The sequence below is a fragment of the Acidobacteriota bacterium genome, assembly GCA_019347945.1.
Classification (GTDB): domain Bacteria; phylum Acidobacteriota; class Thermoanaerobaculia; order Gp7-AA8; family JAHWKK01; genus JAHWKK01.
In genome coordinates this window covers 205992-226525 of sequence record JAHWKK010000001.1, presented here as the reverse complement: position 1 = coordinate 226525, position 20534 = coordinate 205992, and the positions used below count along the sequence as shown (strand labels likewise).

Sequence of the window (20534 nt, the reverse complement as noted above, 5' to 3'; positions counted from 1 at the left end):
CAGGTCGCGAGACCGACATCGACCGAATCCCTTCCTCCTTGCTTCAGCACTGAGGCACGCGTCCTGCTTCGAATCCCTGCATTTCGTCGCAAAGGAGGACCGATGGCTTCGAGGAACGCAGCAGAAATTCTGGTGGACGTGCTCATCGACTGGGACGTGAAGGTAATCTTCGGCCTCCCCGGAGACGGCATCAACGGGATCATGGAAGCGCTTCGCCAGCGTCAGGACGAGATCCAGTTCATCCAGGCCCGGCACGAAGAATCGGCAGCGTTCATGGCCTGTGGCTACGCCAAATACACCGGCAAACTCGGCGTCTGCCTCGCAACGTCGGGCCCGGGCGGGATTCATCTACTCAACGGCCTTTACGACGCCAAGCTCGACGGTCAGCCGGTGCTGGCGATCACCGGCCACCACTTCCACGATCTCATCGGCACCTACGCGCAGCAGGACGTCGATCTCGACAAGCTCTTCGATGACGTAGCGCCTTACAGCGTTCGTGTGATGAGCGCCGCGCACGTGGAGAACGTCGCCCATCTGGCGTGCAGGACGTCGCTGGCCTACGGCTGCGTCACGCACATCAACTTCCCTGTAGATCTGCAGGAGCAGGAGGGCGGGCCGCGCTCAAAACGGAACGTCAAACGGCATGCGGACACGGACGTCCTCGCGCGCGGCGGCGGCGTTCCTGCCGACGAACACCTGCAAGCAGCGGCAGCCGTGCTCAACTCCGGAAAGAAAATCGCAATGATGGCAGGCCGCGGCGCGCTCGGCGCCACCGAGGAAATCGAAAAACTCGCCGAAACCCTGGCCAGTCCGGTCATCAAACCGCTTCTCGGAAAAGCAGTCCTTCCCGACGACAGCCCTTACACGACCGGGAGCATCGGTCTCCTCGGCACAAAGCCGTCCGAGGAGGCGATCGAAAACTGCGACACGCTTCTGATGGTGGGGACGTCGTTTCCCTACATCGAATTTTTTCCGAAGCCGGGTGAAAAGCGCGGCGTGCAGATCGACTGCGACCCCGTGCGGATCGGACTTCGATATCCGGTGGAAGTGGGCCTCGTCGGCGACACGAAACAGACGATCCGCAAACTTCTGCCGCTCCTGCAGAAGAAGGACGACCGGAGCTTCCTCGAAAAAGCGCAGAAGGGGATGAAGGAGTGGGAGGAACTGATGGATACGCGGGCCACGCGGATGGACAAGCCGCTGAAGCCTCAGGTCGTCGCGGCCGAGTTATCGAAGCGGCTCAGCTCCGACGCGATCGTCTCCTGCGATTCCGGGACGGTGGCGACATGGTTCGCGCGGCACATCAAGGTGCGTCGCGGCCAGATGTATTCGCTGTCCGGAAATCTGGCCACGATGGCCTGCGGGCTGCCCTACGCCATCGCCGCGCAGATCGCTCATCCGAATCGGCAATCCATTGCCTTCGTCGGCGACGGGGCCATGACGATGCTCATGGGTGAGATGGCGACCGCCGTCAAATACAACCTGCCCATCAAAGTCATCGTGATCAAGAACGATACGCTCGGCCAGATCAAATGGGAGCAGATGGTGTTCCTGGGCAATCCCGAGTACGCCTGCGCGCTGCATCCGATCGATTTCGTGAAGATCGCCGAAGCTTGCGGGGCGACCGGAATCCGCATCGACGACCCCGAGCGTTGCGGGGATCAGCTCCAGCAGGCGCTGAACGCTCCCGGGCCGGTCGTCATCGAGGCTGTCGTCGATCCGTTCGAGCCGCCGATGCCGGCAAACATCACGCCGGAGCAGGCGCTGCATTTCGCAGAGTCGCTGGCAAAGGGAGAGCCCGATCGGAAGAAGATCATGGCCACCGTCTTCAAGAACAAAGTGAAGGAGATGGTGTGACCGACGCGCGCATCGACTCGGTGCGCGCGACAGCTTATCGGATTCCCACCGAAGCTCCCGAAAGTGACGGGACGTACGAATGGGACTCGACGACGATGGTTTGCGTCGAGGTCGATGCCGGTGGTCGCAACGGTTTCGGATACAGCTATGCCGACGTGACGGCGGCCTCCATCGTCAACAGGCGTTTTGCGGATCTGCTCCGCGGCCATCTGGCGATGGATATCGAAGCGGCCTGGCGGTCGATGTCCGCCGATCTTCGAAACATCGGGCGGCCTGGCATCGGTGCCCACGCCGTCAGCGCCGTGGACACGGCACTGTGGGACCTGAAAGCGAAACTACTCGACCAGCCGCTCGTCACACTTCTCGGCCAGGTTCGCGACGCCGTCCCGGCATACGGCAGCGGGGGATTCACCTCACTCGATGAGAAGGCGCTGCAGCGGCAACTCAGCGACTGGGTGGCCGACGGGTTCACGATGGTGAAGATGAAGGTCGGCCGCGCACCGCACGACGATCCGAAACGCGTGACGGGAGCGAAAAAGGCGATCGGCACCTCCTGTGCGCTGATGGTCGATGCGAACGGGGCGCTCTCCCGACACCAGGCCGTTGCCGCTGCGAACCGTTTTGCGGAATCGAACGTGGTCTGGTTCGAGGAGCCCGTGAGCTCCGATGACCGGGAAGGACTTCGATGGGTCCGGAGTCACGCTCCGATGGGCATGGCGATCGCCGCGGGCGAATACGGCTACGATCCGTGGTACTTCGCGGCGATGCTGGACGCTTCCAGCGTCGATATCCTGCAGGCCGACGCCACGCGGTGTCTCGGCATCAGCGGTTTCATGAAAGCGTCGGCGCTCTGTGAAGCGAGACACGTCCCGCTGTCCGCCCACTGTGCGCCGTCAATTCATCTTCACGCCGCCGCGGCATCGTCGCCGCTGGTCCACGTCGAATATTTCCACGACCACGTCCGCATCGAATCGATGCTGCTGGACGGCTTTGTCGCCGCCCAAGACGGTCTGCTGCACCCGCCGCTCGATCGTCCCGGACACGGCGTGGCGTTGAAGTCAGCAGATGCAGACCAGTGGAGGATCGCATGATCTCCAGACCGAAGGAGGCTGTATGAAATTGAAAAGCTTTACCGATACTCGTCCGCATTTTCTAGTCTTCGACAAAGGCGACGAGGTGGTCCATACGCTGCGGAACTTCGCGCAGGAGCATTCGATTCGCGGCGGCCGTTTTGCGGCCATCGGCGCTTTTCAGCGTGCCGTCGTTGCGTTCTGGAATCCGGACAAGCGCGACTACGATCACATCTCGGTCGGCGAGCAGGTTGAAGTTCTGTCGCTGATGGGAGACATCGCGTTGGAAGGCGACGATACGAAGATCCACGCCCATGTCGTCCTCGGCCGGCGGGATGGGAGCACGATCGGCGGCCATCTCATCGAAGGCCACGTCTTCCCGACACTGGAGATGCACCTGCTCGACTATCGAAGCGAGCTCCGGCGGGAGAAGGACGAGAGCACGAAGCTGTCTCTGATCGCGATCAAGGGCGCCTCTGGTGGCTCGTGATCATCGCAGCATCGCCACCTCTCAGCGGCGGTTCAAAGCGCGGATCGAGCCCGCGCCGATGTCCGTGGAAACGAGCGGGCGGCCCGTGCAGCCGAGGTTGCAGTACAACGACCGCCTTCAGCAGCTCGACATCGATCTCGAGCACCTCTACCGCGACTTGAAAGGTTCGATCGACGGAGAAGTGCGGCTCGATCAGACCGCGCGAGCGATGTATTCGGCGGATGCGTCGAACTACCGTCAGATTCCCATTGGCGTCGTCCTTCCCAGACATGTCGACGACGTCATCGCCGCCGTCCGCATTGCCCGGTCGCACGGCGCGCCGATTCTCGGCCGCGGGGGAGGCACGAGCCTCGCCGGGCAGTGCTGCAACACCGGAATCATCATCGACTTCTCGAAGTACATGAATCGAATCCTGGAGCTGAATCCCGACGAACGATGGGCGCGCGTCGAGCCCGGAGTGGTCCTCGACGATCTCCGCAACGCGGCGGAGGAACACCACCTCACCTTCGGGCCTGATCCTGCCACGCACAGCCACTGCACGCTCGGGGGAATGATCGGCAACAACTCCTGCGGCATTCACGCAATCGTCGCCGGACGAACTTCGGAAAACGTCCACGAGCTCGAGGTCCTCACCTATGACGGTGTACGGCTCCGTGTCGGTCCTGCGACTGAGGAAGAGCTCGAACGGCGATGCCGGGTCAGGGGGAGGGAAGGAGAGATCTTTTCGCGGCTGCGCGATCTGCGCGACCGGTACGCCGAAGAGATCGTGGAGCGTTTCCCTTCGATTCCACGCCGAGGGTCCGGGTATCCGCTCGAGTACCTTCTAGCGGGGAGGGAATGTAACATCGCCCGGGCTCTCGTCGGCACCGAGTCGACGTGTGTTCTGATTCTGGAAGCGAAGGTCCGGCTCATCCACTCACCGCCGAAACGCGCGATGGTCGTCCTCGGGTATCCCGATATCTTTCAGGCCGGCGATCACGTGGCTCGCGTTCGAGAGCTGCAGCCGATCGGACTGGAGGGAATCGATGAAGCGCTGACCCACGACATGCGCGACCAGGGCTTGCACGTCGACAATCTTGATCTTCTTCCCGAAGGAAAAGGCTGGCTGCTCGTCGAGTTCGGCGGTGAAACAGAAGAAGAAGCAAAGGAGAGCGCCAGCCGTGCGGTGAAGGAGCTTCGATCGGAGAAGAACGCACCTCAGTTCCGGATTCTCACCGACCGACACGACCAGGAAACGGTCTGGGAAGTCCGGGAATCGGGTCTCGGTGCCACGGCCCACGTTCCCGGGCGGCCGGAGACATGGCCGGGGTGGGAGGACGCAGCGGTTCCGCCGGACAAGATCGGAGCCTACCTCCGGGATTTCCGCCATCTTCTCGACCGCTTCGGCTACGACTGTGATCTCTACGGTCATTTCGGCGACGGATGCGTCCACTGCCGGATCAATTTCGATTTCACTAACGACGAAGGAGTGGCGCGCTACCGGGAGTTCGTGACGGAAGCCGCGCATCTCGTGGTCCGTCATGGCGGCTCGCTCTCCGGTGAACATGGTGACGGCCAGGCACGCGGAGAGCTACTGAAGATCATGTTCGGCGAGGATCTCATCGCCGCATTCCGCGAATTCAAACGGATCTGGGACCCAGACGGAAAAATGAATCCGGGGAAACTCGTCGATGCGTATTTCATCGACGAAAACCTGCGTATCGACGGTGTCCAGGATGCCCTGGAGCGCGACGCATGGTTCCACTACCCGAAGGACGACGGCCGTTTCGGAAAAGCGCTTCTCCGCTGTGTCGGAGTCGGGAAGTGCCGGCGCGCGGAGGGCGGCGTGATGTGCCCGAGTTACATGGCGACGCGCGAGGAGCAGCACACGACGCGCGGCCGGGCCCGGGCGCTATTCGAGATGATTCGCGGCGAATCGATCCTCGACGGGTGGAACAGCGACGCCGTCCACGACACGCTCGACCTCTGCCTTTCCTGCAAGGGATGCAAGAGCGACTGTCCCGTCGAGGTCGACATCGCGACCTATAAAGCAGAGTTCCTTGCTCATTACTACCGCCGCCATCTCCGGCCGCGAACGGCGTGGACGATGGGGCTGATTCACTGGTGGGCGAGGGCAGCTGCGATTGCTCCAGGTGTCGCGAACTTCTTCGCACCGCTCACGAAGTTTGCTGCCGGCGTTCATCCGGCGCGGGAACTGCCGAGGTTCGCATCGCGGAGGGAGAGAGCGCGCGTAAGAAGCGCGGGTGATCCCGCTCCTCGGAACCGTGCTCCACGGCCGGTCGTGCTTTGGGTTGATACCTTTAACGAGGCGTTTCATCCGCAGACGATCGTTGCGGCGAAAGAACTGCTGGCGCGAGCGGGCTACTCGGCGCAACTGTCGGAACCAGGTTTGTGCTGCGGGCGGCCGTTGTACGAATACGGGTTCCTCGATCTGGCCCGCAAGCTTCTTCTGCGCAATCTCGATGCGCTGCCGCCCGAGGTGCCGGTCGTCGGCCTGGAGCCGAGCTGCGTCTCGGTGTTCCGCGACGAGCTGCCGAATCTTCTGGCCGACGACGAACGTGCCGTGCCGCTCAGCGAGCGCGTGATGACGCTGAGCGAATTCGCGTTGCGGGAGGAAATCCCGCTGCCGCGGATCGATGCCGCGGCTCTCCTCCAGATTCACTGTCATCAACGTTCGGTTCTCGATGGCGGCGCGGAGCTCGAGCTGTTGCGGCGCATGGGAATCGATGTCACGGTGCCGGAGGAGGGATGTTGCGGGATGGCCGGGGCGTTCGGACTCGAGAAGGAGAAATACGAGGTATCGATGCGGATTGGGGAGCGATCACTCCTGCCGGCCGTGCGTCAGGCGCCGGAACGGACGCTGGTGATCGCTGATGGATTCAGTTGCCGAGAGCAGATCGCCCAGAAGAGCGGACGGCGGGCGTTGCACCTCGCGGAAGTGATCAATAGCTACCAGCGTTATGCTGACACCTAACGGCGACTCACTTTTTGCGAGGGAGAACTCGGATGAGCTTCAATGATCGGATCCAGGAAGAGTTGAAGGACGCAATGAGGTCGAAGGACCAGGTGCGCCTCTCGACTCTCCGCCTGCTGAAGACGGCGCTGGTCAATGAACGGATCGCCAAAGTTCGCGATCTGACCCCGGAGGACGAGATGGAGGTCGTGCGCCGGGCCGCGAAACAGCGCCGGGAGTCGATCGAAGCGTACGAAGCGGCCGGACGGAACGACCTCGCCGAAAAGGAGCGGGCCGAGCTCGCCGTCATCGAGGAGTACCTCCCTGAAATGCTCTCCGCGGAGGAAACCGCTGCGATCGTCGACCGGATCATTGCCGAAACCGGCGCGGCCTCGAAGGCAGACACCGGAAAGGTCATGGGAGCCCTGATGAGCCGGCACAAGAGCGAGATCGACGGACGGGTGGCAAAGGAGATCGTGGCAGCCAGACTGGAAAAAGCAGGGATCAGGGATCAGGGGTCAGGGATCAGGTAAGAAAAAGCAGGGATTAGGGATTAGGGACTAGGGATTAGGTAAAAAAGCAGGGATCAGGGATCAGGGATCAGGGATCAGGGGGCAGGGATCAGGTAAAAAGCAGGGATCAGGGGGCAGGAGAGTAAAGACATGCTTTGGTTTTGGACGCCGTGATCGACGACGAAAGCGCCTCATACCGCTAGTCCGCACTGATCCCTGACCCCTGATCCCTGACCCCTGCCTCACTGACATTTCTCGCCACGCGCATCGGTTGAAGACACTGACATGTACGAACAAATCGAAACCACCAGAGAGATCGAAGTCACCACAATTCCGAACGGCGAGTCGATGATCCTCCCGGCAGGAACCAAGGCGACCATCACCCAGTCGCTCGGCGGGTCCTACACCCTGATGACCGATATGGGCTGGATGGTCCGCGTCTCCGGCCAGGAGGTCGAGGGCATCGGCAAGGAACCTCCGGTCCACGTGGAGATCGAGGCCGACGTCACCAAAGAGGAGCTCGAATCGATGGTCTGGGATCAGCTGGCCACCTGTTACGACCCGGAGATTCCGGTCAGCATCGTCGAGCTGGGCCTCGTCTATCTGTGCGAGCTGAAAGAACGAGACGACGAGGGCTACGACGTCGACATCAAGATGACCCTCACGGCACCGGGCTGCGGAATGGGACCAGTTCTCGCCGAGGACGTCAGAAAGAAGGTCGAGTCACTGGGGCCGATCAAAAAGGCGGAGGTCGACATCGTTTTCGATCCCGCATGGGACCGAAGCATGATGTCGGACGCCGCCAAGCTGCAGCTCGGGATGTATTGAAAAGCAGGGATCAGGGATCAGGGATCAGGCGGGGCAACGGGATCGTGATCGTTTCAGCAATCACGTAGCCCAGCTGGAGACTCCTCGACTCCACTAACTCCCTTGCCGCGGGCTGGATGACGAAGTCTTCATTCTGTAAGCCCGCCCTGGATCCTTTCCCCAACCCCTAATCCCTGCTTCTCGCCCTGATCCCTGATCCCTGACCCCTGCTTCTCGCCCTGATCCCTGATCCCTGATCCCTGACCCCTGATCCCTGCCTCTCACGATACACTCGGCCGGTCATGACCTATCGACCGATTCTCGTTGCTCTCATTCTCCTCGCGGTGCCCACCGCCCTCGCTCACGAACCGTCGTTCGCCAAGCATTTCACCGATAAGACGATGCGGCTCGACTACTTCCACACCGGCGGCATGGGTGAAGAGATCGTCGCCCTCGATCGAATCGTCAACGACGGCCCGTGGCCCGGGAGCCGGACCCAGCTGATCGACACGACGAACCTCGGCAACTACTTCTTCGAGGTCGTCGACCCGGAAAGCAACCAGGTGATCTACTCGCGAGGATTCGGCTCGATCTTCGACGAATGGACGACGACTTCCGAATCGCGCAGGTTGCACCGGACATTTCACGAATCCCTCCGCTTTCCCTGGCCACGCCACCCGGTTCAGGTGACGCTGAAGCGCCGGCGCGGAGAGACCGGATTTCGCGAGGTCTGGTCCACGCGCGTCGATCCGGATTCGCGATTCGTGAACCCGACTCGTGCCGCCGCCTCCGGGCGCGTGCACACGCTTCTCGACAGCGGTCCTCCGGCGACCAAAGTGGATCTGCTGCTCATCGCCGAGGGATATACTGCCGCGGAGGAATCGAAGTTCCTCGCCGATTCGCGCCGGCTGCTCGATGCACTCTTCCGCGAAGAACCTTTCAGCAGCAGGAAAAAGGACTTCAACGTCCGCGCGCTTCACATCCCATCAGCCCAGTCCGGCATCAGCCGCCCGCGCGCCGGCCAGTTTCGCCGGACACCGGTCTCGGCCGAGTACAACATCTTCGACTCGGAGCGTTACATGCTCACTTACGACAACCGCTCCCTGCGCGATGCCGCCTCGGCCGCTCCCTACGAATTCATCGAGATTCTCGCCAACGAAGAGCAGTACGGAGGCGGCGGTATCTTCAACTTTCAGGCGACGACCTCGGTCGACACGGCTTTCGCCGAGTACGTCTTCGTGCACGAATTCGGTCATCACTTCGCTGCGCTCGCCGACGAGTACTACACCTCCCCCGTTTCTTACGAGACCGGCGGCGACGATCATCCCGAGCCGTGGGAGCCGAACGTTACGGCGCTGCATGATCCCGACAACCTCAAGTGGAAGGATCTGGTCGACCCGGCGACACCGGTTCCGACGCCCTGGCCGAAGGAGGAGTTCGATCGGATGGCAGTCGAGTTTCAGGAACGCCGTGCCGCGCTTCGTGAAGCCGGAGCCCCGGAGGCGAAGCTCAATGCCCTCTTCCTCGAGCAGCAGCAGATCTTCACGAAGTTCCTCGGTGAACAGAAGTACAGCGGGGTCGTCGGGGCTTTCGAGGGGGCGTCTTACGAGCCCACCGGGCTCTACCGGCCCGAGATCGATTGCATCATGTTCACGCGCGACGAAGTCGGATTCTGTGCCGTCTGCAACCGCGCTCTGACGCGAATCATCGACCTCTACTCCCGATGAACGCGGGCAGATCACTGACGTACAAGGCATGGGTATGGTCGGCGATCAGAATCCCGCTACTCTTCTTCGCCCGACCGCGAATTCTCGAGATCGATGATGAGCATTGCATCGTCGAGCTCCGGTTGCGACGACGCACGCGCAATCATCTCGGCTCGATGTACTTCGGGGCGCTCGCAATCGGTGCGGACACCGCGGGTGGAATCATCGCCTTCGAGACCATCCGCACGCGGAAGCTCCCGGTCTCGCTGATATTCAGGGATTTCAAGGCGGAGTTTCTGCGGCGTGCCGAAGGCGACGTCCACTTCACCTGCAGGGACGGCCGTGCGATTCTGAATCTGGTCGACCGCGTGGTCGCCTCGGGAGAACGGGAAACCATTCCGGTCGAGGTCGTCGCGACTGTTCCGTCGATCTCCGATGAGCCCGTTGCGAGGTTCACCCTCGGGCTGTCGCTCAAGAGGGACGCGTAACCCGGAAGGCCCCTTCAGCGACTCTCCGGCTTTCGAGCCATTTCCCTCGTCACCCGGCTCGTGTCACCCCGATCCCAGGCACGCTCGAGCTCATCCCTAACGACACGGACATCTGCACCGCCCGGCGGAAGCCCGGTCGGAGAGTCGGGCACCAGCACCTCATACTCGAGCCGCTCGATCAGCTGGTGATCGTGCTGGCCGCGCCGCAGAAACAGCATCGCCGCGTCGTCGAAGCCGACCAATGCCCACTCGCTCCGCGGAAAGAAGGCGAGCGATGCGGGCAACTTCCGGCTCATTCCACTCGCGGCATCGAGCACCTCGACCGGCTCGCGGTATTCCTCGAACGCGATCGCGGGGCTCCACTGCTCCATCAAAGCGTTCCATCGTCGCGAGTCTCGAAGCGCATCGCGAAGTGCAACGATGTAGTCCATGTGAAGCTCGTTGCGCCCGTCCGTGAGTACGCGCCGCTCGGGATAGAACGTCCAGATCAGGTAACCGCCGAGCTGGTCGGGGTTGTAAATCGCCCCCTCGAGCCGGTTCGAGGAAACAATCGATGCCGTGTGAACCGGGAAGGCTTCATGCTCGAAGCCTGTACCCCAGGCTCGTGAAAAAGAAGCCGCGATGACTGCCACGACCGCCGCGATGCCCGCTGCCGCGACAAGCCACCTTCCCGCTCTCCTCTCCACTCGGTCGGGGATCGTGATGAGCAATGGAAGCGCCGCGAAGAAGTAGATCTGATTGCGAGCGTACCGGGCGGCAAGCACGGTCAGCAACACGGTCACCGCGAGTTTCCTCAGGTCGCGGTCACTCGAGAGGACCCAGCCCGCGACCAGGACCAGCACCACGATCCAGAAGAGCGGAAACGTCGCCGGATGGGACGCGCGCCACTCGAGGTTCACGAAGCCCGCGGCTTTTTCGAGGCCACCGGCGAGCTCGATCGGAGCGAGGATGCCGCGCCATCCCCATGGGTTCGCCAGAAGAGCCAGGAAGCTGGCGCCGAGCTGGATCGCGCGCATCCGATGGCTCGATCCGGTGCCGCGTCCCGCAAGCTCGCCTCCCCAGACGGCCGCGACGAGCACCGGAGCAAGCAGCGCCGAGGGGTGGACGTTGATCCACACAATCACGGTCCCGACCAGAAGAAAGGTCCGCCTCCCCAGGGGCGCCTGCAGCGCCAGCCAGAGTGCGAGCAGAAACAGAGGCACCGAAGCCGTCTCCGGCCGGACATCCAGTCTGAAGAGAAGGCCCGCCCAGGAAATGCCGATGGTGGCGAGGACCGCTTCCGGAGCGAGACGGCGGCTCGCCAACCACGCCACGATCCCGGCGGTCGCCCCGGTTCCGATTGCCATGACGATCGTCAGACCCTCATGTCCGGCGACCGACCACACCGCGTACGCGATGACGTCGAAGAGCCACTCCAGATTGATCCACTCCTCTTTCAACGACGCGAGGGTGAAGGGGTCGATCGCGGGAAGTGCTCCCCTGTCGACAATCCAGCTTCCCGTCGCGAGATGCCAGAAATAATCGTAGTTTCGCGTCGGACGGAATGAAAGCAGCGCCACTGTCAGGCCGGCCAGACCCGCGGTAATGGCTCGTCCGCGATCCATGTCGAGGGTGATCATAGCGGGAAGAGGGAAGGATGAGCGAAGCCGCTCGGACCCGCTTCCGACCGCGTCGGAATCCCGGAATCCACCGAGCACCTCCGGCGTTGATTCTGGCGCTTCGAGGAAAAGACGAAAATGCCACTCTACGAATATCGTTGCGAGTCCTGCGGGGAGCAAACCGAGGTGGTGCGGAAATTCTCAGACGAACCGCTGAGCGTCTGCAGCAGTTGTGGGGGGACTCTGAAGAAACTGATCTCCTCCCCGGCGATCCAGTTCAAGGGTTCCGGTTTTTACATCACCGACTATGCGAAGCCTTCCTCGGGCGATTCGAAAGGTGAGGGCGCGTCGTCAGGGAAGGAAGCCGGAAAGGCGGAGAGCGCGTCTGGCTCGAAGGCGGCCGATTCGAAGTCCACCGATTCGAAGTCGACCGGTTCGAAGGCTGCTCCCAGCGGATCTTCCGACTGATCGCGGGTCAGTCGGTGGCGGACCCTTGTGCCGGGGCCGGGAATTCGAGACTCCGGAAGCTCCCATCGACGAACCGGACCGCGAGAGTTCGCCCATCGGTAAGCTCGTAATACCAGAGCTCGTTGTTTGCGATTTTCCGGGTCCAGCCGGATCGGGGGAGGCCGACCTTCTGCGATACGGCCTCCGGGCTGTCACCCCGCACCAGTGAAGAGAAGAAGGCCTCGTCCCGACCGGCGAATCTCCGCGCCGTTTCGAGGCCGCGTCGCGCGGTACCATGCTCGGGATTCCGGGACAGGACGCTCTCGAAATGCTCGACGGCTTCGGCATATCGGCCGTTCGCCGCGAGCTGGATCGCGAAGTCGGCTTCTTCGTCGTCGTATCGTAAAGCCGCCGCGGCGTGCTCGGGATGGTTTTCGACGAACGAACGAAGCTCGTCGAGCCACTGCTGCCTCGCGTCGAGGCGGGATTCTCCGGGGAGGGAGCGCCAGTCCCGCTCCATTTCGGCGATTCTGGCCCATTCTTCGCTGGCCGGATCGGCCGGGGGAGTACACGCGAGCAGGGCGAGCGCCAAAAAGAGAAAATCGCGGGTCACAGGCCCTCAAATTACCATACCTGAAGCAGTTGTCAGCCGTCTTTGGTATCATTGCCCGATACGCATTCCCAGCGTCGTGACAACGCGCCCGGGGGAGGGGGAAATCGCCAGTGCAGGTCGCGGAGATTGCCAACAAAATCGAACAGGTCGTCAAAAAGGCGATCGAGACGATCGTCGAGGACATCAACGGCTCGATCCACGACGTCCAGGAAGCCGTCAACCAGCAGTTCGACGCGGCCCTCCAGAGCGTGCTCGCCGACGCGAAGGCCGTCACCGTTCGCGATCAGGTCGAGGCCCTGCTCGAAGAGGCGCCCGAGCCCGAAGTTGCCGCAGCGGTTCCGCAGGGGAGCGGCGGTGGCGACGCCGAACCGGTCAAGTCGGCGATCCAGGCGATCGAGCGCGGTGCGACGCAGGTCGACATTCTCAACAACCTGCTGGAGCAGGGTCTGACATTCGGATCCCGGGCGGCACTGATGATCCTGAAAGGCGACGCCTTTGCGGGCTGGAAGGGTCGGGGGTTCACCGAGACCGGCAGCAATGACGACATCATCAAGCGTCTCACCCTCGAGCCGGGTAGCGTCGCCGAGTTCGACAAGCTTCGCGAAAAAGACGAAGGCGCCGAGTGGAACGGTGCTTCGTTTGCGCGCGTGGCGGGAGTGCCCGCCCCGCAGCGAGCCGTTCTCGTTCCGATGGTCATCAAGGACAAGGTGGCCGCTGCGCTGTACGTCGACCAGCTCGGTCCGGAGCCTTTGAGCCGGACCAACATCGAGCTGATCACTTTCGCAACCGGTCTTCTCGTCGACACGCTTTCGATTCGAAAGCTGAACCCGTCGCCCACTCTCAGCAAGCGGCGTCTCGATCAGGATCCGTTCGACGATACCTACAGCGGCATGACCGAGATTCCCGAGGCGGAGCCCGCTCCGCCACGGGAGCAGCCTGCGCCTCCGAGCGAAGTCGTCACCCGCGTCGCACCCGAGATTGAGAGATCCTCTGCTCCGCAGACCAGGCAAACGCCCCCCAGCCAGGGACCGACTCCGATCGAGTTCGATTCGCCGACCCTGGACACGTCCTCTTCCTTCGGGCAACCTTCCGCACCTACGCCTCCCCCGCCCCGACAGCCGTCTCCACCCGAGCCGGCGCCACAACCGGCCGCTCCACCGAAACCGGGCCAGCCCGCCGCAACGAGCGGAGCGAGCACCCAGTTCGTGCCGCCGCCGTCTCTTCAAAAGGGCCAGCCGGGGATTGGCGCTCCGGTCTCGGGCGACACGAAAAAGCACGACGACGCGAAACGCTTTGCCCGTCTTCTCGTCTCGGAGATCAAGCTCTACAACGAAGGAAAAGTCGATCAGGGCCGCAAGAACCACGACCTCTATGAGCGCCTCAAGGAGGACATTGACCGGAGCCGTCAGATGTTCGAGGAGCGGGTCCCCGACGAGGTCCGTGCCGTCTCCAACTACTTCTACGATGAGCTCGTGAGAATCCTCGCGGACGGAAACCCCGACGCACTCGGCCTCTAGCGCCGCCGCCGGGACAAACGTAAGAGTTTTGTTCTCGAGGAGCCCGGAGAAGGGGGGGGCAGCAGAATTGCTCAGCACCCGATACGGGTTACCCTGATCGATGAATCGAACGCGCCTTACTTCCCTGTTCCTCATTCTGACCGCAACTGTCGCTGCTTCGGCCGAGGCCGGGTGGTCGCGAGCGGGCCTCTACAGCGCCGACGTTCGTTCCCTGATCGCTCTTCCTTCGGATCCCGACACTCTTTTTCTCGGTACGAGTAACGGGGACATCTACATATCGACCGATGCCGCGCGGAGCTGGACGAATCCGAGGGGCTCGACGCCATTCCCCGGCTATGTGGTCGACAACCTCACGATCGATTCGAAGGGAAGGCTCTGGATGGCCGCGTGGGGACTGTGGGGGCAGAGCATCATCGCCTACTCCCCCGATCAGGGCCGGAGCTGGACGCGCCGCGATGCAGGAGTCTCCGAATCGTCGATTCGCGCGCTGGCGATCGATCCCACGAACGCTTCCATTCTCTACGCGGGAGGTCTCGATGGAGTATGGAAGTCGACCGACGACGGAAGAACGTGGTCCCGGACGGTCGACCTCGTCAACGTCGAATCCCTCGCGATCGATCCGAGCCGTCCCGCAACCGTTTACGCCGGAACCTGGCGTCAGGGCTGGCGCACCGATGACGGGGGGAAGAACTGGAAACTGATCGCGAACGGAATGGTCCTCGACACGGATATCTTCGGAATCAACATCGATCCTGCCAACCCTGAGGATTTGTGGATCTCGACGTGCGGCTGGGTCTACAACTCCCGAAATCGAGGCGATCTCTGGACACGCTATCGCGAGGGTTTCGAGAACCGGCGTATTCACGTCATCGAACGCGATGCGGAAAACGAATCCTGTCTCTACGCTGCATCCGTGGCCGGGCTCTACAGAACGCTCGACCGGGGGGAATCATGGGAGCGGATCACTGATGACACGCTCGTGATCAACTCGATCGTCATTCATCCGAAACGCCCCGATCGAATCGTCCTCGGGACGGAGGGGGATGGGGTTTACGTCTCGGAGGATCGGGGCAGGACCTGGACGAGACGCTCCAACGGCCTTCACAACGTACGGGTGGGCGATATCGTCAGCGACGATCGGGATCCCGACCACATTTTTTCAGTCGTCAATTTCAGCGGCAACTCGTCGGGGATCTATGTTTCGTCCGATCAGGGAAAGACGTGGCAGCGGAGGAGCCGCACCCGTCTCCCGGAGGTCCTTTCGCTCTCGATTCGTCGAGGAGAAGAGCCTGCCTTCGTTGCGGGTACCGAGCAGGGGATTTATTTGAGCACCGATGGTGTCGAATGGTCGCGCGCAGTTCCGACCGACTTCCCATTTCGAGCCAACCAGATCCTTCGATGGAACTCCTCGCGGCTCTTCGCCGCTACCTCGATCGGGGTTCTCACCACCAGTGACGGTGGAAACCAGTGGAGGCGCCTCGGCGATTCGTTCGAGGACGTTCAATCGATCGCCATCGATAAACGCGGGAACGAGATATCTCTTCTGGCGCTTTCATCGGAAGGATTGCGCCGATTCGCCGACGATGGATGGCACGACATCGAAGGGGCACCCGGCGGCAGAAATCTCGAGCTCACGTCGCTGTCGGGAAAGCGGGTGGCGTTGATTTCGGAATCCCGATCGATCGCCGTCGGAACATACGAGCTCGACCGTTGGCGAAGCATGACCCTGAAGATTCCGGAGGGCTCGACCGTTCATTCCGCCGCGCCCGGTGAGCTTCGCTTTTTCACGAGCGACCCGCAGCGTCATCTCGCGATGGCTCGCGCCGGTGAAGCACTGAAAAAAACCGGAGCTCCGATCGAAGCGCGCGAGATCACTGCCATCTCTTTCGATCCGGCCGACAGATCGAGGCTGTACCTCGCCACATCGGGATCCGGCATCATCATTCTCGATGAACGAGCCGATCAGGCTCCGGAGCTCATTCAGACTGCCTCGGGAACAAAGTAGCGGACGACGACGGTACTCGCTCCGCCGGATTCCGCTCCTCCATCGACGATGATGAGGTGCACTCTCATGTCTGAGGTCGAGAACTCTTCTCCCACCGAGCCGAGCGACGACGCCCGACCGTAAAGTTTCTCGAGCCGCTTCCGGCGCTCTTCGTAGGCTTTCAGTGCATCAGGCGCAAACGCGCTCAGCTCGAACCGGATCGAAGTCAGCCGTTCATCCGAGAATCCCAGCGTGACCGTTCGAGCATCATCGTACTGATGGACGAGCTGACCACGGCCCTTCCCCGGAACGAGCTCCCAGCCCCGTGCCTCGAAGAGCTCTTCAACCTCGGCGCGATCGTCGTTCAGCGACAGTCGAAACGCCGCCGGCTCCATCCAGGAGGTCAGTGTTCCGGAGGGAAAAACGGTTCCGGCAATGAGCAGAAGCACGGTCATTTCCACTGTCGAACACTCATGGCACCGCCGATACTCCACGCGAGGCGGAGACCGTTTTCGAGCATCGACATCGAATTTTTTTTCGCGGAAAACCGGGCTGACTGTCCGACTCCACCGCTTCGTGACAGCGCCGGAAGAAGCTCTTTCCGACCCGAGGGAGATGAAAAAATGCCGCACAGGCTGCCGACGGCGGTTCGAGCTCGTGAACAGACCGTCAACCCAAACCGACAAGAGTCACCGTCCTCGGACCAACCACCCGGCGGTTCCGCGGGTATTCATCCACATGAGACATCTCGCGCTGCTTCTGCTGATCTCCCAGTCGGCGATTGTGATGGCGGCGTTCGCCGAAGCCGCCGGCGGCTACTCTGCCAGGGTCACGGTTCACGGCATACCGGTCGAGCACCGGATCCGGTTCTTCTCCGCTGTCCAGCCAGAGCGCTACTGTGGCGGTCCGATCGAATGCGGCCGTGTGACGGCGGTGATGAGGAGCGTCTGTACACGTTCGTCGCCTTTCGGCGAATGGATCCTCGAGCCGAAAATCGTGACCTATGGCCAGGTCTATCTCGCCGTCGGTCATTTCAGCCATTTTTCAAAGGTCGATGGGACGGTCAGGGATTCGGCCACGGCTCGAACCCACGTGTTCGAATGGCACGTGAACCCTTCCCTCGGAGCGGTTGCAGCACTGATCGCCGAGGAGATCAATCCGAGCTATGCCACGATCGCCGGCTGTCGGCACGAAGTCAGGAGACTCGCCGCACTGACCAACGCTCGCTTTCTGGAAGCGATCCGGATGAGTCAGGAATCGGAAGTGGGTCAGAAGCAGGCGGAAGAGCGCATTCTGATTGCCGGGCTGCGAAGGTCCGAGGCTTCCGGGCCGAATCGCGGATGAGAGGGGTGCTCAGTCGGTTCGGACGTGAACGTGGCCGCCGTCCGAGAAGAGTCGGACGCTCGGGCCACCCCCATTGATCTCGCCCCGGGCCCGTACCCGCACCCGCCCCTGATAAACGTCGCGCATCATGCTGAGTCCAGGAAACTGCGACATGATCGCATTCGCATCTTCCCCCTCGCGCGTGAGCACCGTTGCATCGATCGTGATGCCGGCGCCGGCGGGCATCGTAATGATGACGTTGCCTTCGCGGCTTCTCAGATCGACTTCGTCGAAACGAGCTCCGGGAGCCACGGTGACGACGACGTCTCCGGACCTCGTTTCGGCTCTCACGTCGGACATCGCCCGCTCGACCCGCACGTCTCCACCCCCCGAAGCGAGGGTGATCGGGCCGCCGGCGCTCCGAATGATGATGTTCCCGCCACCCGTCCTGAGGCTTCCGCCCCGAACGGCCGAAACGACCATGACGTCACCCGCGGCGCTATCGAGATCAACGGTCCCGACAACGGCGCCGACATGGATGGGTCCGCCCATCGAAACAGCCGTCATGTTTCCGATGACCGAGCCAACGACGATCTCTCCTGCACCCGTCGTGAGTCGGACGTTGCCTCGATGCTCGCCGAGAAAGACGTTGCCGACCTTCACCTCGAACGTGAGGTTCCCGGCGCCTCGTTTTTTCTGAAAAGCGAACTCGCGTGCGGTTGGTTTCGCGATGAGAACGCGCGAGACCGCTTCGAGAACCTCGCCGAGATCTTCCTGATTTTCGGGCCGGCCCGCGGCAACCGGGCCGAGATCATCCGACTGCCCAATCCCCTTGAGCGTGACGTCGCCGGTTGCTGTCGTCGTGATCAGACGGGAGGGAGAGCCTCCATTGATCGCAGCGCGAAACAGAGTCGGGGTCCGCTCATCGAAAGCTCCGCGAACGGAGCTCGGTGCCCGGAGCTGTCCTCTGAGACTCTCGGCCGCCCATTGAAAAGCGGACCGGGGAGGGGCTTCGATCTCGATCGACCCGTTAACCGAGGCGATCCGCGTGGTTCCGACGAGCGCGCCTCTGAAGCTCACGCGAACGTTTCCGTTGACGGTGTCGATTGCGAGCGGCGCTCCGGTCGACTCCACCCCCACACGGTTGCTGAAGGTGGAGACACGAACCTGGCCGTCAATGTTTCTGATGTCCACACCCCGGCCGTGTGCCGAGATGACCGTCAGCTCCGACACGGAACGGGGTACGGTCAGGCGGAGCTCCACCTGTGCGCTCCAGCCATCCGGACGTCCCGATTCGAGGTTGAGCGAATGGAACTCGCGTCTCCGCTCGTTGGCCCGGATCAGTACTTTGACCGAGCTCCTGGCTTCCTTCAGAACTGCTTCCGTCGGAGCCCACATCGTCACCTTCGCGTGCATGTGGCAGACGTTCTCGTCAGTTCCTTCGACCGTGACCGATCCGACCCGGTTGTCGACCAGGACGATCGCTCCGCGGTTCATCGGGTACTCGCGACGGGTTTCCTCGGTCCAGGTGTAACCGCGCTGCTGCTGACCGGATGCGGCCAGCGAGACGGCCATCAGTCCCATCAGAATGAGGAGAGAGCGTTTCAGCATCAGAGATTCATCTGGCGCAGCGCGTCGGCCGCCTTTACCCTCACGTACATGTTCTCGTCGTCCTGGGCAGCCTTCTCCCGAAGAGTTTCGAGCATTACAGCATCCATTTCAGTTCGGGAGGAGACCAGGTTGCCGAGCGCATCGATCGCCTTCATCCGGATTGCCGGGTTCGGATCATTCCTGAGAACACTCACCAGCGCGGCCCTGACTTCGGGCACATCGTCGGCTCGCACTGTCCGGAGCGCGTCGACCGCTTTGAGCCGGACGCCTTCGTGAGCATCGCTGGTCAGAACCCGGGCAAGCGCCAACGCGATCTCGGGATCCGCCTCGGTCGACGAGTAGGCATCGCGCACGAGATCGATCATTCGTGACCGCTCGTAGGTGGGACTCTCCGTTCGCTGAATCACATGCGACAGGACCCTGGAAAATCCGGGATCCTGCATGTTCCCCTCGACGACGACCTCCGAGCTCAGCTCGAATGAAACCTTCATTCCAGCCTCGCCCGACTCCAGCCGTACGTTTCGAATGTTCGACCCCTGGTCGAGTACTTCGGACACCCGGGATACGGGAAGAAACGTCGTGCCGTCGTCGCCGATCATCTGTATCTGATCGATCGTTGCAGGGGTCGCCGGAATCGGGGGCGAGCCGGACGCGTCACGCCCGATCAGATATGCGGCTGAGACCATGAGGATCAGAGCCGCAGCCTGTGCCCATACCAGAGGCCGGCGAAGCGCCGGGAACCTCACGACCTTGCTCCCCTCCTGTCGCAACCGGTCGAGCTCGGCGTTGAATCCGCTGACGACCGCGGCAGGAACCTCACGATCCTCGAGAGTGCCGAGTCCTTCCCAGATCAGGCGGTAGGCTCTCCAGTCGTCCCGGCAGACATCACAACTCTCCGCGTGGGCGAACGCCCCTTCGCGCTTTTCTGCCGGAACGGTATCGGTCAGCAGATCGGGCAGCAGTTCGCTCAGCGTGCGGCATTCATCCATTTGTATTCTCCGTTGCTCTCATTCGTCAGAACCTTCTTCAGCGTTTCCATCGCCCGGAAGACCCGCGTCTTTACGGCGCCCTCCGAACATCCAGCGATCCGTGCGATCTCGGCGTACGAGAGACCCTCGTACCGGGACAGCAGGATCACTTCTCTCTGTTCCGGAGTGAGATGCTGCAGAGCCTCCCGAACCTTGAGACGTTCCTGCTCCCTGGCGATTTCCTCGTCCGCCGCGATGTCGTCGCCCGAGATATTGTCGAGTACTGCCTCCGGTTCCTTCGGCTTGTTGTCGGCTTTCCTCAACTGATCACGGCAATGGTTCGCGGTGATCGAGAAAAGCCAGGTCGACAACTTCGCGTCGCCCTGGAACTGATGGGCGTTCCGCATCATCTTCACGAAAACTTCCTGAGTGGCATCCTCCGCCGCCTCCGCATTCTTCATGTAACGAAATGCGAAGTTGTAGATACGTCGGCTGTACCGATCAAAGATCTCTGCCGCCGGGTCGAAGTCGCCTGCCTGAATGCGGCGCATCAGCTCCTGATCAGTCAGGCTCGTCATCGTCCCGGCGCT

18 protein-coding genes are annotated in these 20534 nt (G+C 62.1%); 12 read left to right on the top strand and 6 right to left on the bottom strand.

The features are described from left to right. The first annotated feature begins 102 nt into the window (after positions 1-102). The 8 genes from KY459_00990 to KY459_00955 all read left to right on the top strand — a co-directional run bounded on the left by KY459_00990 (position 103) and on the right by KY459_00955 (position 9883). Positions 103-1857, top strand: coding sequence for a pyruvate oxidase (locus KY459_00990; protein MBW3563285.1), 1755 nt, complete (start codon positions 103-105; stop codon positions 1855-1857). Next, positions 1854-2948, top strand: a complete 1095-nt coding sequence (locus KY459_00985; protein MBW3563284.1) for a mandelate racemase — start codon at positions 1854-1856, stop codon at positions 2946-2948. The genes KY459_00990 and KY459_00985 overlap by 4 nt, the downstream gene beginning before the upstream one ends. Positions 2949-2970: 22 nt before the next feature. Further along, a complete protein-coding gene (locus tag KY459_00980; GenBank protein MBW3563283.1) occupies positions 2971-3417 on the top strand; it encodes a DNA-binding protein in 447 nt (148 codons plus the stop codon). Positions 3418-3475: 58 nt separating this feature from the next. Next, positions 3476-6391, top strand: a complete 2916-nt coding sequence (locus tag KY459_00975; GenBank protein ID MBW3563282.1) for an FAD-binding oxidoreductase — start codon at positions 3476-3478, stop codon at positions 6389-6391. 32 nt (positions 6392-6423) lie between these two features. Continuing rightward, positions 6424-6903 (top strand): GatB/YqeY domain-containing protein, encoded by a 480-nt coding sequence (locus KY459_00970; GenBank protein MBW3563281.1) that lies wholly within the window; start codon positions 6424-6426, stop codon positions 6901-6903. Between the two features lie 264 nt (positions 6904-7167). After that, on the top strand, positions 7168-7710 hold the full coding sequence (gene sufT / locus KY459_00965; GenBank protein ID MBW3563280.1) for a putative Fe-S cluster assembly protein SufT: 543 nt from the start codon (positions 7168-7170) through the stop codon (positions 7708-7710). Between the two features lie 281 nt (positions 7711-7991). Continuing rightward, positions 7992-9416 (top strand): IgA Peptidase M64, encoded by a 1425-nt coding sequence (locus tag KY459_00960; GenBank protein MBW3563279.1) that lies wholly within the window; start codon positions 7992-7994, stop codon positions 9414-9416. Beyond that, on the top strand, positions 9413-9883 hold the full coding sequence (locus KY459_00955; protein MBW3563278.1) for a DUF4442 domain-containing protein: 471 nt from the start codon (positions 9413-9415) through the stop codon (positions 9881-9883). The genes KY459_00960 and KY459_00955 overlap by 4 nt, the downstream gene beginning before the upstream one ends. Before the next feature lie 14 nt (positions 9884-9897). Here the strand turns inward: KY459_00955 and KY459_00950 are convergent, their stop codons facing one another. After that, entirely contained in the window at positions 9898-11487 is a 1590-nt protein-coding gene (locus KY459_00950; GenBank protein ID MBW3563277.1) for a hypothetical protein, read from the bottom strand. A gap of 132 nt (positions 11488-11619) precedes the next feature. On the opposite strand from KY459_00950, the gene KY459_00945 reads away from it, so the two are divergent. Next, on the top strand, positions 11620-11949 hold the full coding sequence (locus tag KY459_00945) for a zinc ribbon domain-containing protein (protein ID MBW3563276.1): 330 nt from the start codon (positions 11620-11622) through the stop codon (positions 11947-11949). 7 nt (positions 11950-11956) lie between these two features. Here the strand turns inward: KY459_00945 and KY459_00940 are convergent, their stop codons facing one another. Further along, the gene (locus KY459_00940; GenBank protein MBW3563275.1) at positions 11957-12541 is read right to left on the bottom strand and encodes a hypothetical protein; all 585 of its coding nucleotides are present in this window, start codon (positions 12539-12541) and stop codon (positions 11957-11959) included. 110 nt (positions 12542-12651) lie between these two features. Here KY459_00940 and KY459_00935 point away from each other — a divergent pair, with 110 nt between their 5' ends. Continuing rightward, positions 12652-14058, top strand: a complete 1407-nt coding sequence (locus tag KY459_00935; protein ID MBW3563274.1) for a hypothetical protein — start codon at positions 12652-12654, stop codon at positions 14056-14058. Between the two features lie 100 nt (positions 14059-14158). Further along, on the top strand, positions 14159-16063 hold the full coding sequence (locus tag KY459_00930) for a hypothetical protein (GenBank protein MBW3563273.1): 1905 nt from the start codon (positions 14159-14161) through the stop codon (positions 16061-16063). Here KY459_00930 and KY459_00925 read toward each other — a convergent pair. Then, on the bottom strand, positions 16039-16497 hold the full coding sequence (locus tag KY459_00925) for a hypothetical protein (protein ID MBW3563272.1): 459 nt from the start codon (positions 16495-16497) through the stop codon (positions 16039-16041). The genes KY459_00930 and KY459_00925 overlap by 25 nt on opposite strands. A 283-nt stretch (positions 16498-16780) precedes the next feature. On the opposite strand from KY459_00925, the gene KY459_00920 reads away from it, so the two are divergent. Then, the gene (locus KY459_00920; protein MBW3563271.1) at positions 16781-17386 is read left to right on the top strand and encodes a hypothetical protein; all 606 of its coding nucleotides are present in this window, start codon (positions 16781-16783) and stop codon (positions 17384-17386) included. 9 nt (positions 17387-17395) lie between these two features. Here KY459_00920 and KY459_00915 read toward each other — a convergent pair whose 3' ends face one another. The 3 genes from KY459_00915 to KY459_00905 are packed head-to-tail and all read right to left on the bottom strand — an operon-like array spanning position 17396 to position 20522. Further along, positions 17396-18976 (bottom strand): DUF4097 domain-containing protein, encoded by a 1581-nt coding sequence (locus KY459_00915; protein ID MBW3563270.1) that lies wholly within the window; start codon positions 18974-18976, stop codon positions 17396-17398. After that, complete coding sequence (locus KY459_00910) at positions 18976-19965, bottom strand: HEAT repeat domain-containing protein (GenBank protein ID MBW3563269.1); 990 nt, start codon at positions 19963-19965, stop codon at positions 18976-18978. The genes KY459_00915 and KY459_00910 overlap by 1 nt, the downstream gene beginning before the upstream one ends. Further along, on the bottom strand, positions 19944-20522 hold the full coding sequence (locus KY459_00905; protein MBW3563268.1) for an RNA polymerase sigma factor: 579 nt from the start codon (positions 20520-20522) through the stop codon (positions 19944-19946). The genes KY459_00910 and KY459_00905 overlap by 22 nt, the downstream gene beginning before the upstream one ends. Between the last annotated feature and the right edge of the window lie 12 nt (positions 20523-20534).

What these genes read in the sequence shown, in the direction of transcription:
- KY459_00950 (MBW3563277.1), bottom strand. Translation starts at nt 11,487, where the DNA reads ATGGATCGCGGACGAGCCATTACCGCGGGTCTGGCCGGCCTGACAGTG.
- KY459_00905 (MBW3563268.1), bottom strand. Translation starts at nt 20,522, where the DNA reads ATGACGAGCCTGACTGATCAGGAGCTGATGCGCCGCATTCAGGCAGGC.
- KY459_00955 (MBW3563278.1), top strand. Translation starts at nt 9,413, where the DNA reads ATGAACGCGGGCAGATCACTGACGTACAAGGCATGGGTATGGTCGGCG.
- KY459_00915 (MBW3563270.1), bottom strand. Translation starts at nt 18,976, where the DNA reads ATGCTGAAACGCTCTCTCCTCATTCTGATGGGACTGATGGCCGTCTCG.
- KY459_00980 (MBW3563283.1), top strand. Translation starts at nt 2,971, where the DNA reads ATGAAATTGAAAAGCTTTACCGATACTCGTCCGCATTTTCTAGTCTTC.
- KY459_00945 (MBW3563276.1), top strand. Translation starts at nt 11,620, where the DNA reads ATGCCACTCTACGAATATCGTTGCGAGTCCTGCGGGGAGCAAACCGAG.
- KY459_00960 (MBW3563279.1), top strand. Translation starts at nt 7,992, where the DNA reads ATGACCTATCGACCGATTCTCGTTGCTCTCATTCTCCTCGCGGTGCCC.
- KY459_00910 (MBW3563269.1), bottom strand. Translation starts at nt 19,965, where the DNA reads ATGGATGAATGCCGCACGCTGAGCGAACTGCTGCCCGATCTGCTGACC.
- KY459_00925 (MBW3563272.1), bottom strand. Translation starts at nt 16,497, where the DNA reads ATGACCGTGCTTCTGCTCATTGCCGGAACCGTTTTTCCCTCCGGAACA.
- KY459_00975 (MBW3563282.1), top strand. Translation starts at nt 3,476, where the DNA reads ATGTCCGTGGAAACGAGCGGGCGGCCCGTGCAGCCGAGGTTGCAGTAC.
- KY459_00930 (MBW3563273.1), top strand. Translation starts at nt 14,159, where the DNA reads ATGAATCGAACGCGCCTTACTTCCCTGTTCCTCATTCTGACCGCAACT.
- KY459_00920 (MBW3563271.1), top strand. Translation starts at nt 16,781, where the DNA reads ATGAGACATCTCGCGCTGCTTCTGCTGATCTCCCAGTCGGCGATTGTG.
- sufT (MBW3563280.1), top strand. Translation starts at nt 7,168, where the DNA reads ATGTACGAACAAATCGAAACCACCAGAGAGATCGAAGTCACCACAATT.
- KY459_00990 (MBW3563285.1), top strand. Translation starts at nt 103, where the DNA reads ATGGCTTCGAGGAACGCAGCAGAAATTCTGGTGGACGTGCTCATCGAC.
- KY459_00970 (MBW3563281.1), top strand. Translation starts at nt 6,424, where the DNA reads ATGAGCTTCAATGATCGGATCCAGGAAGAGTTGAAGGACGCAATGAGG.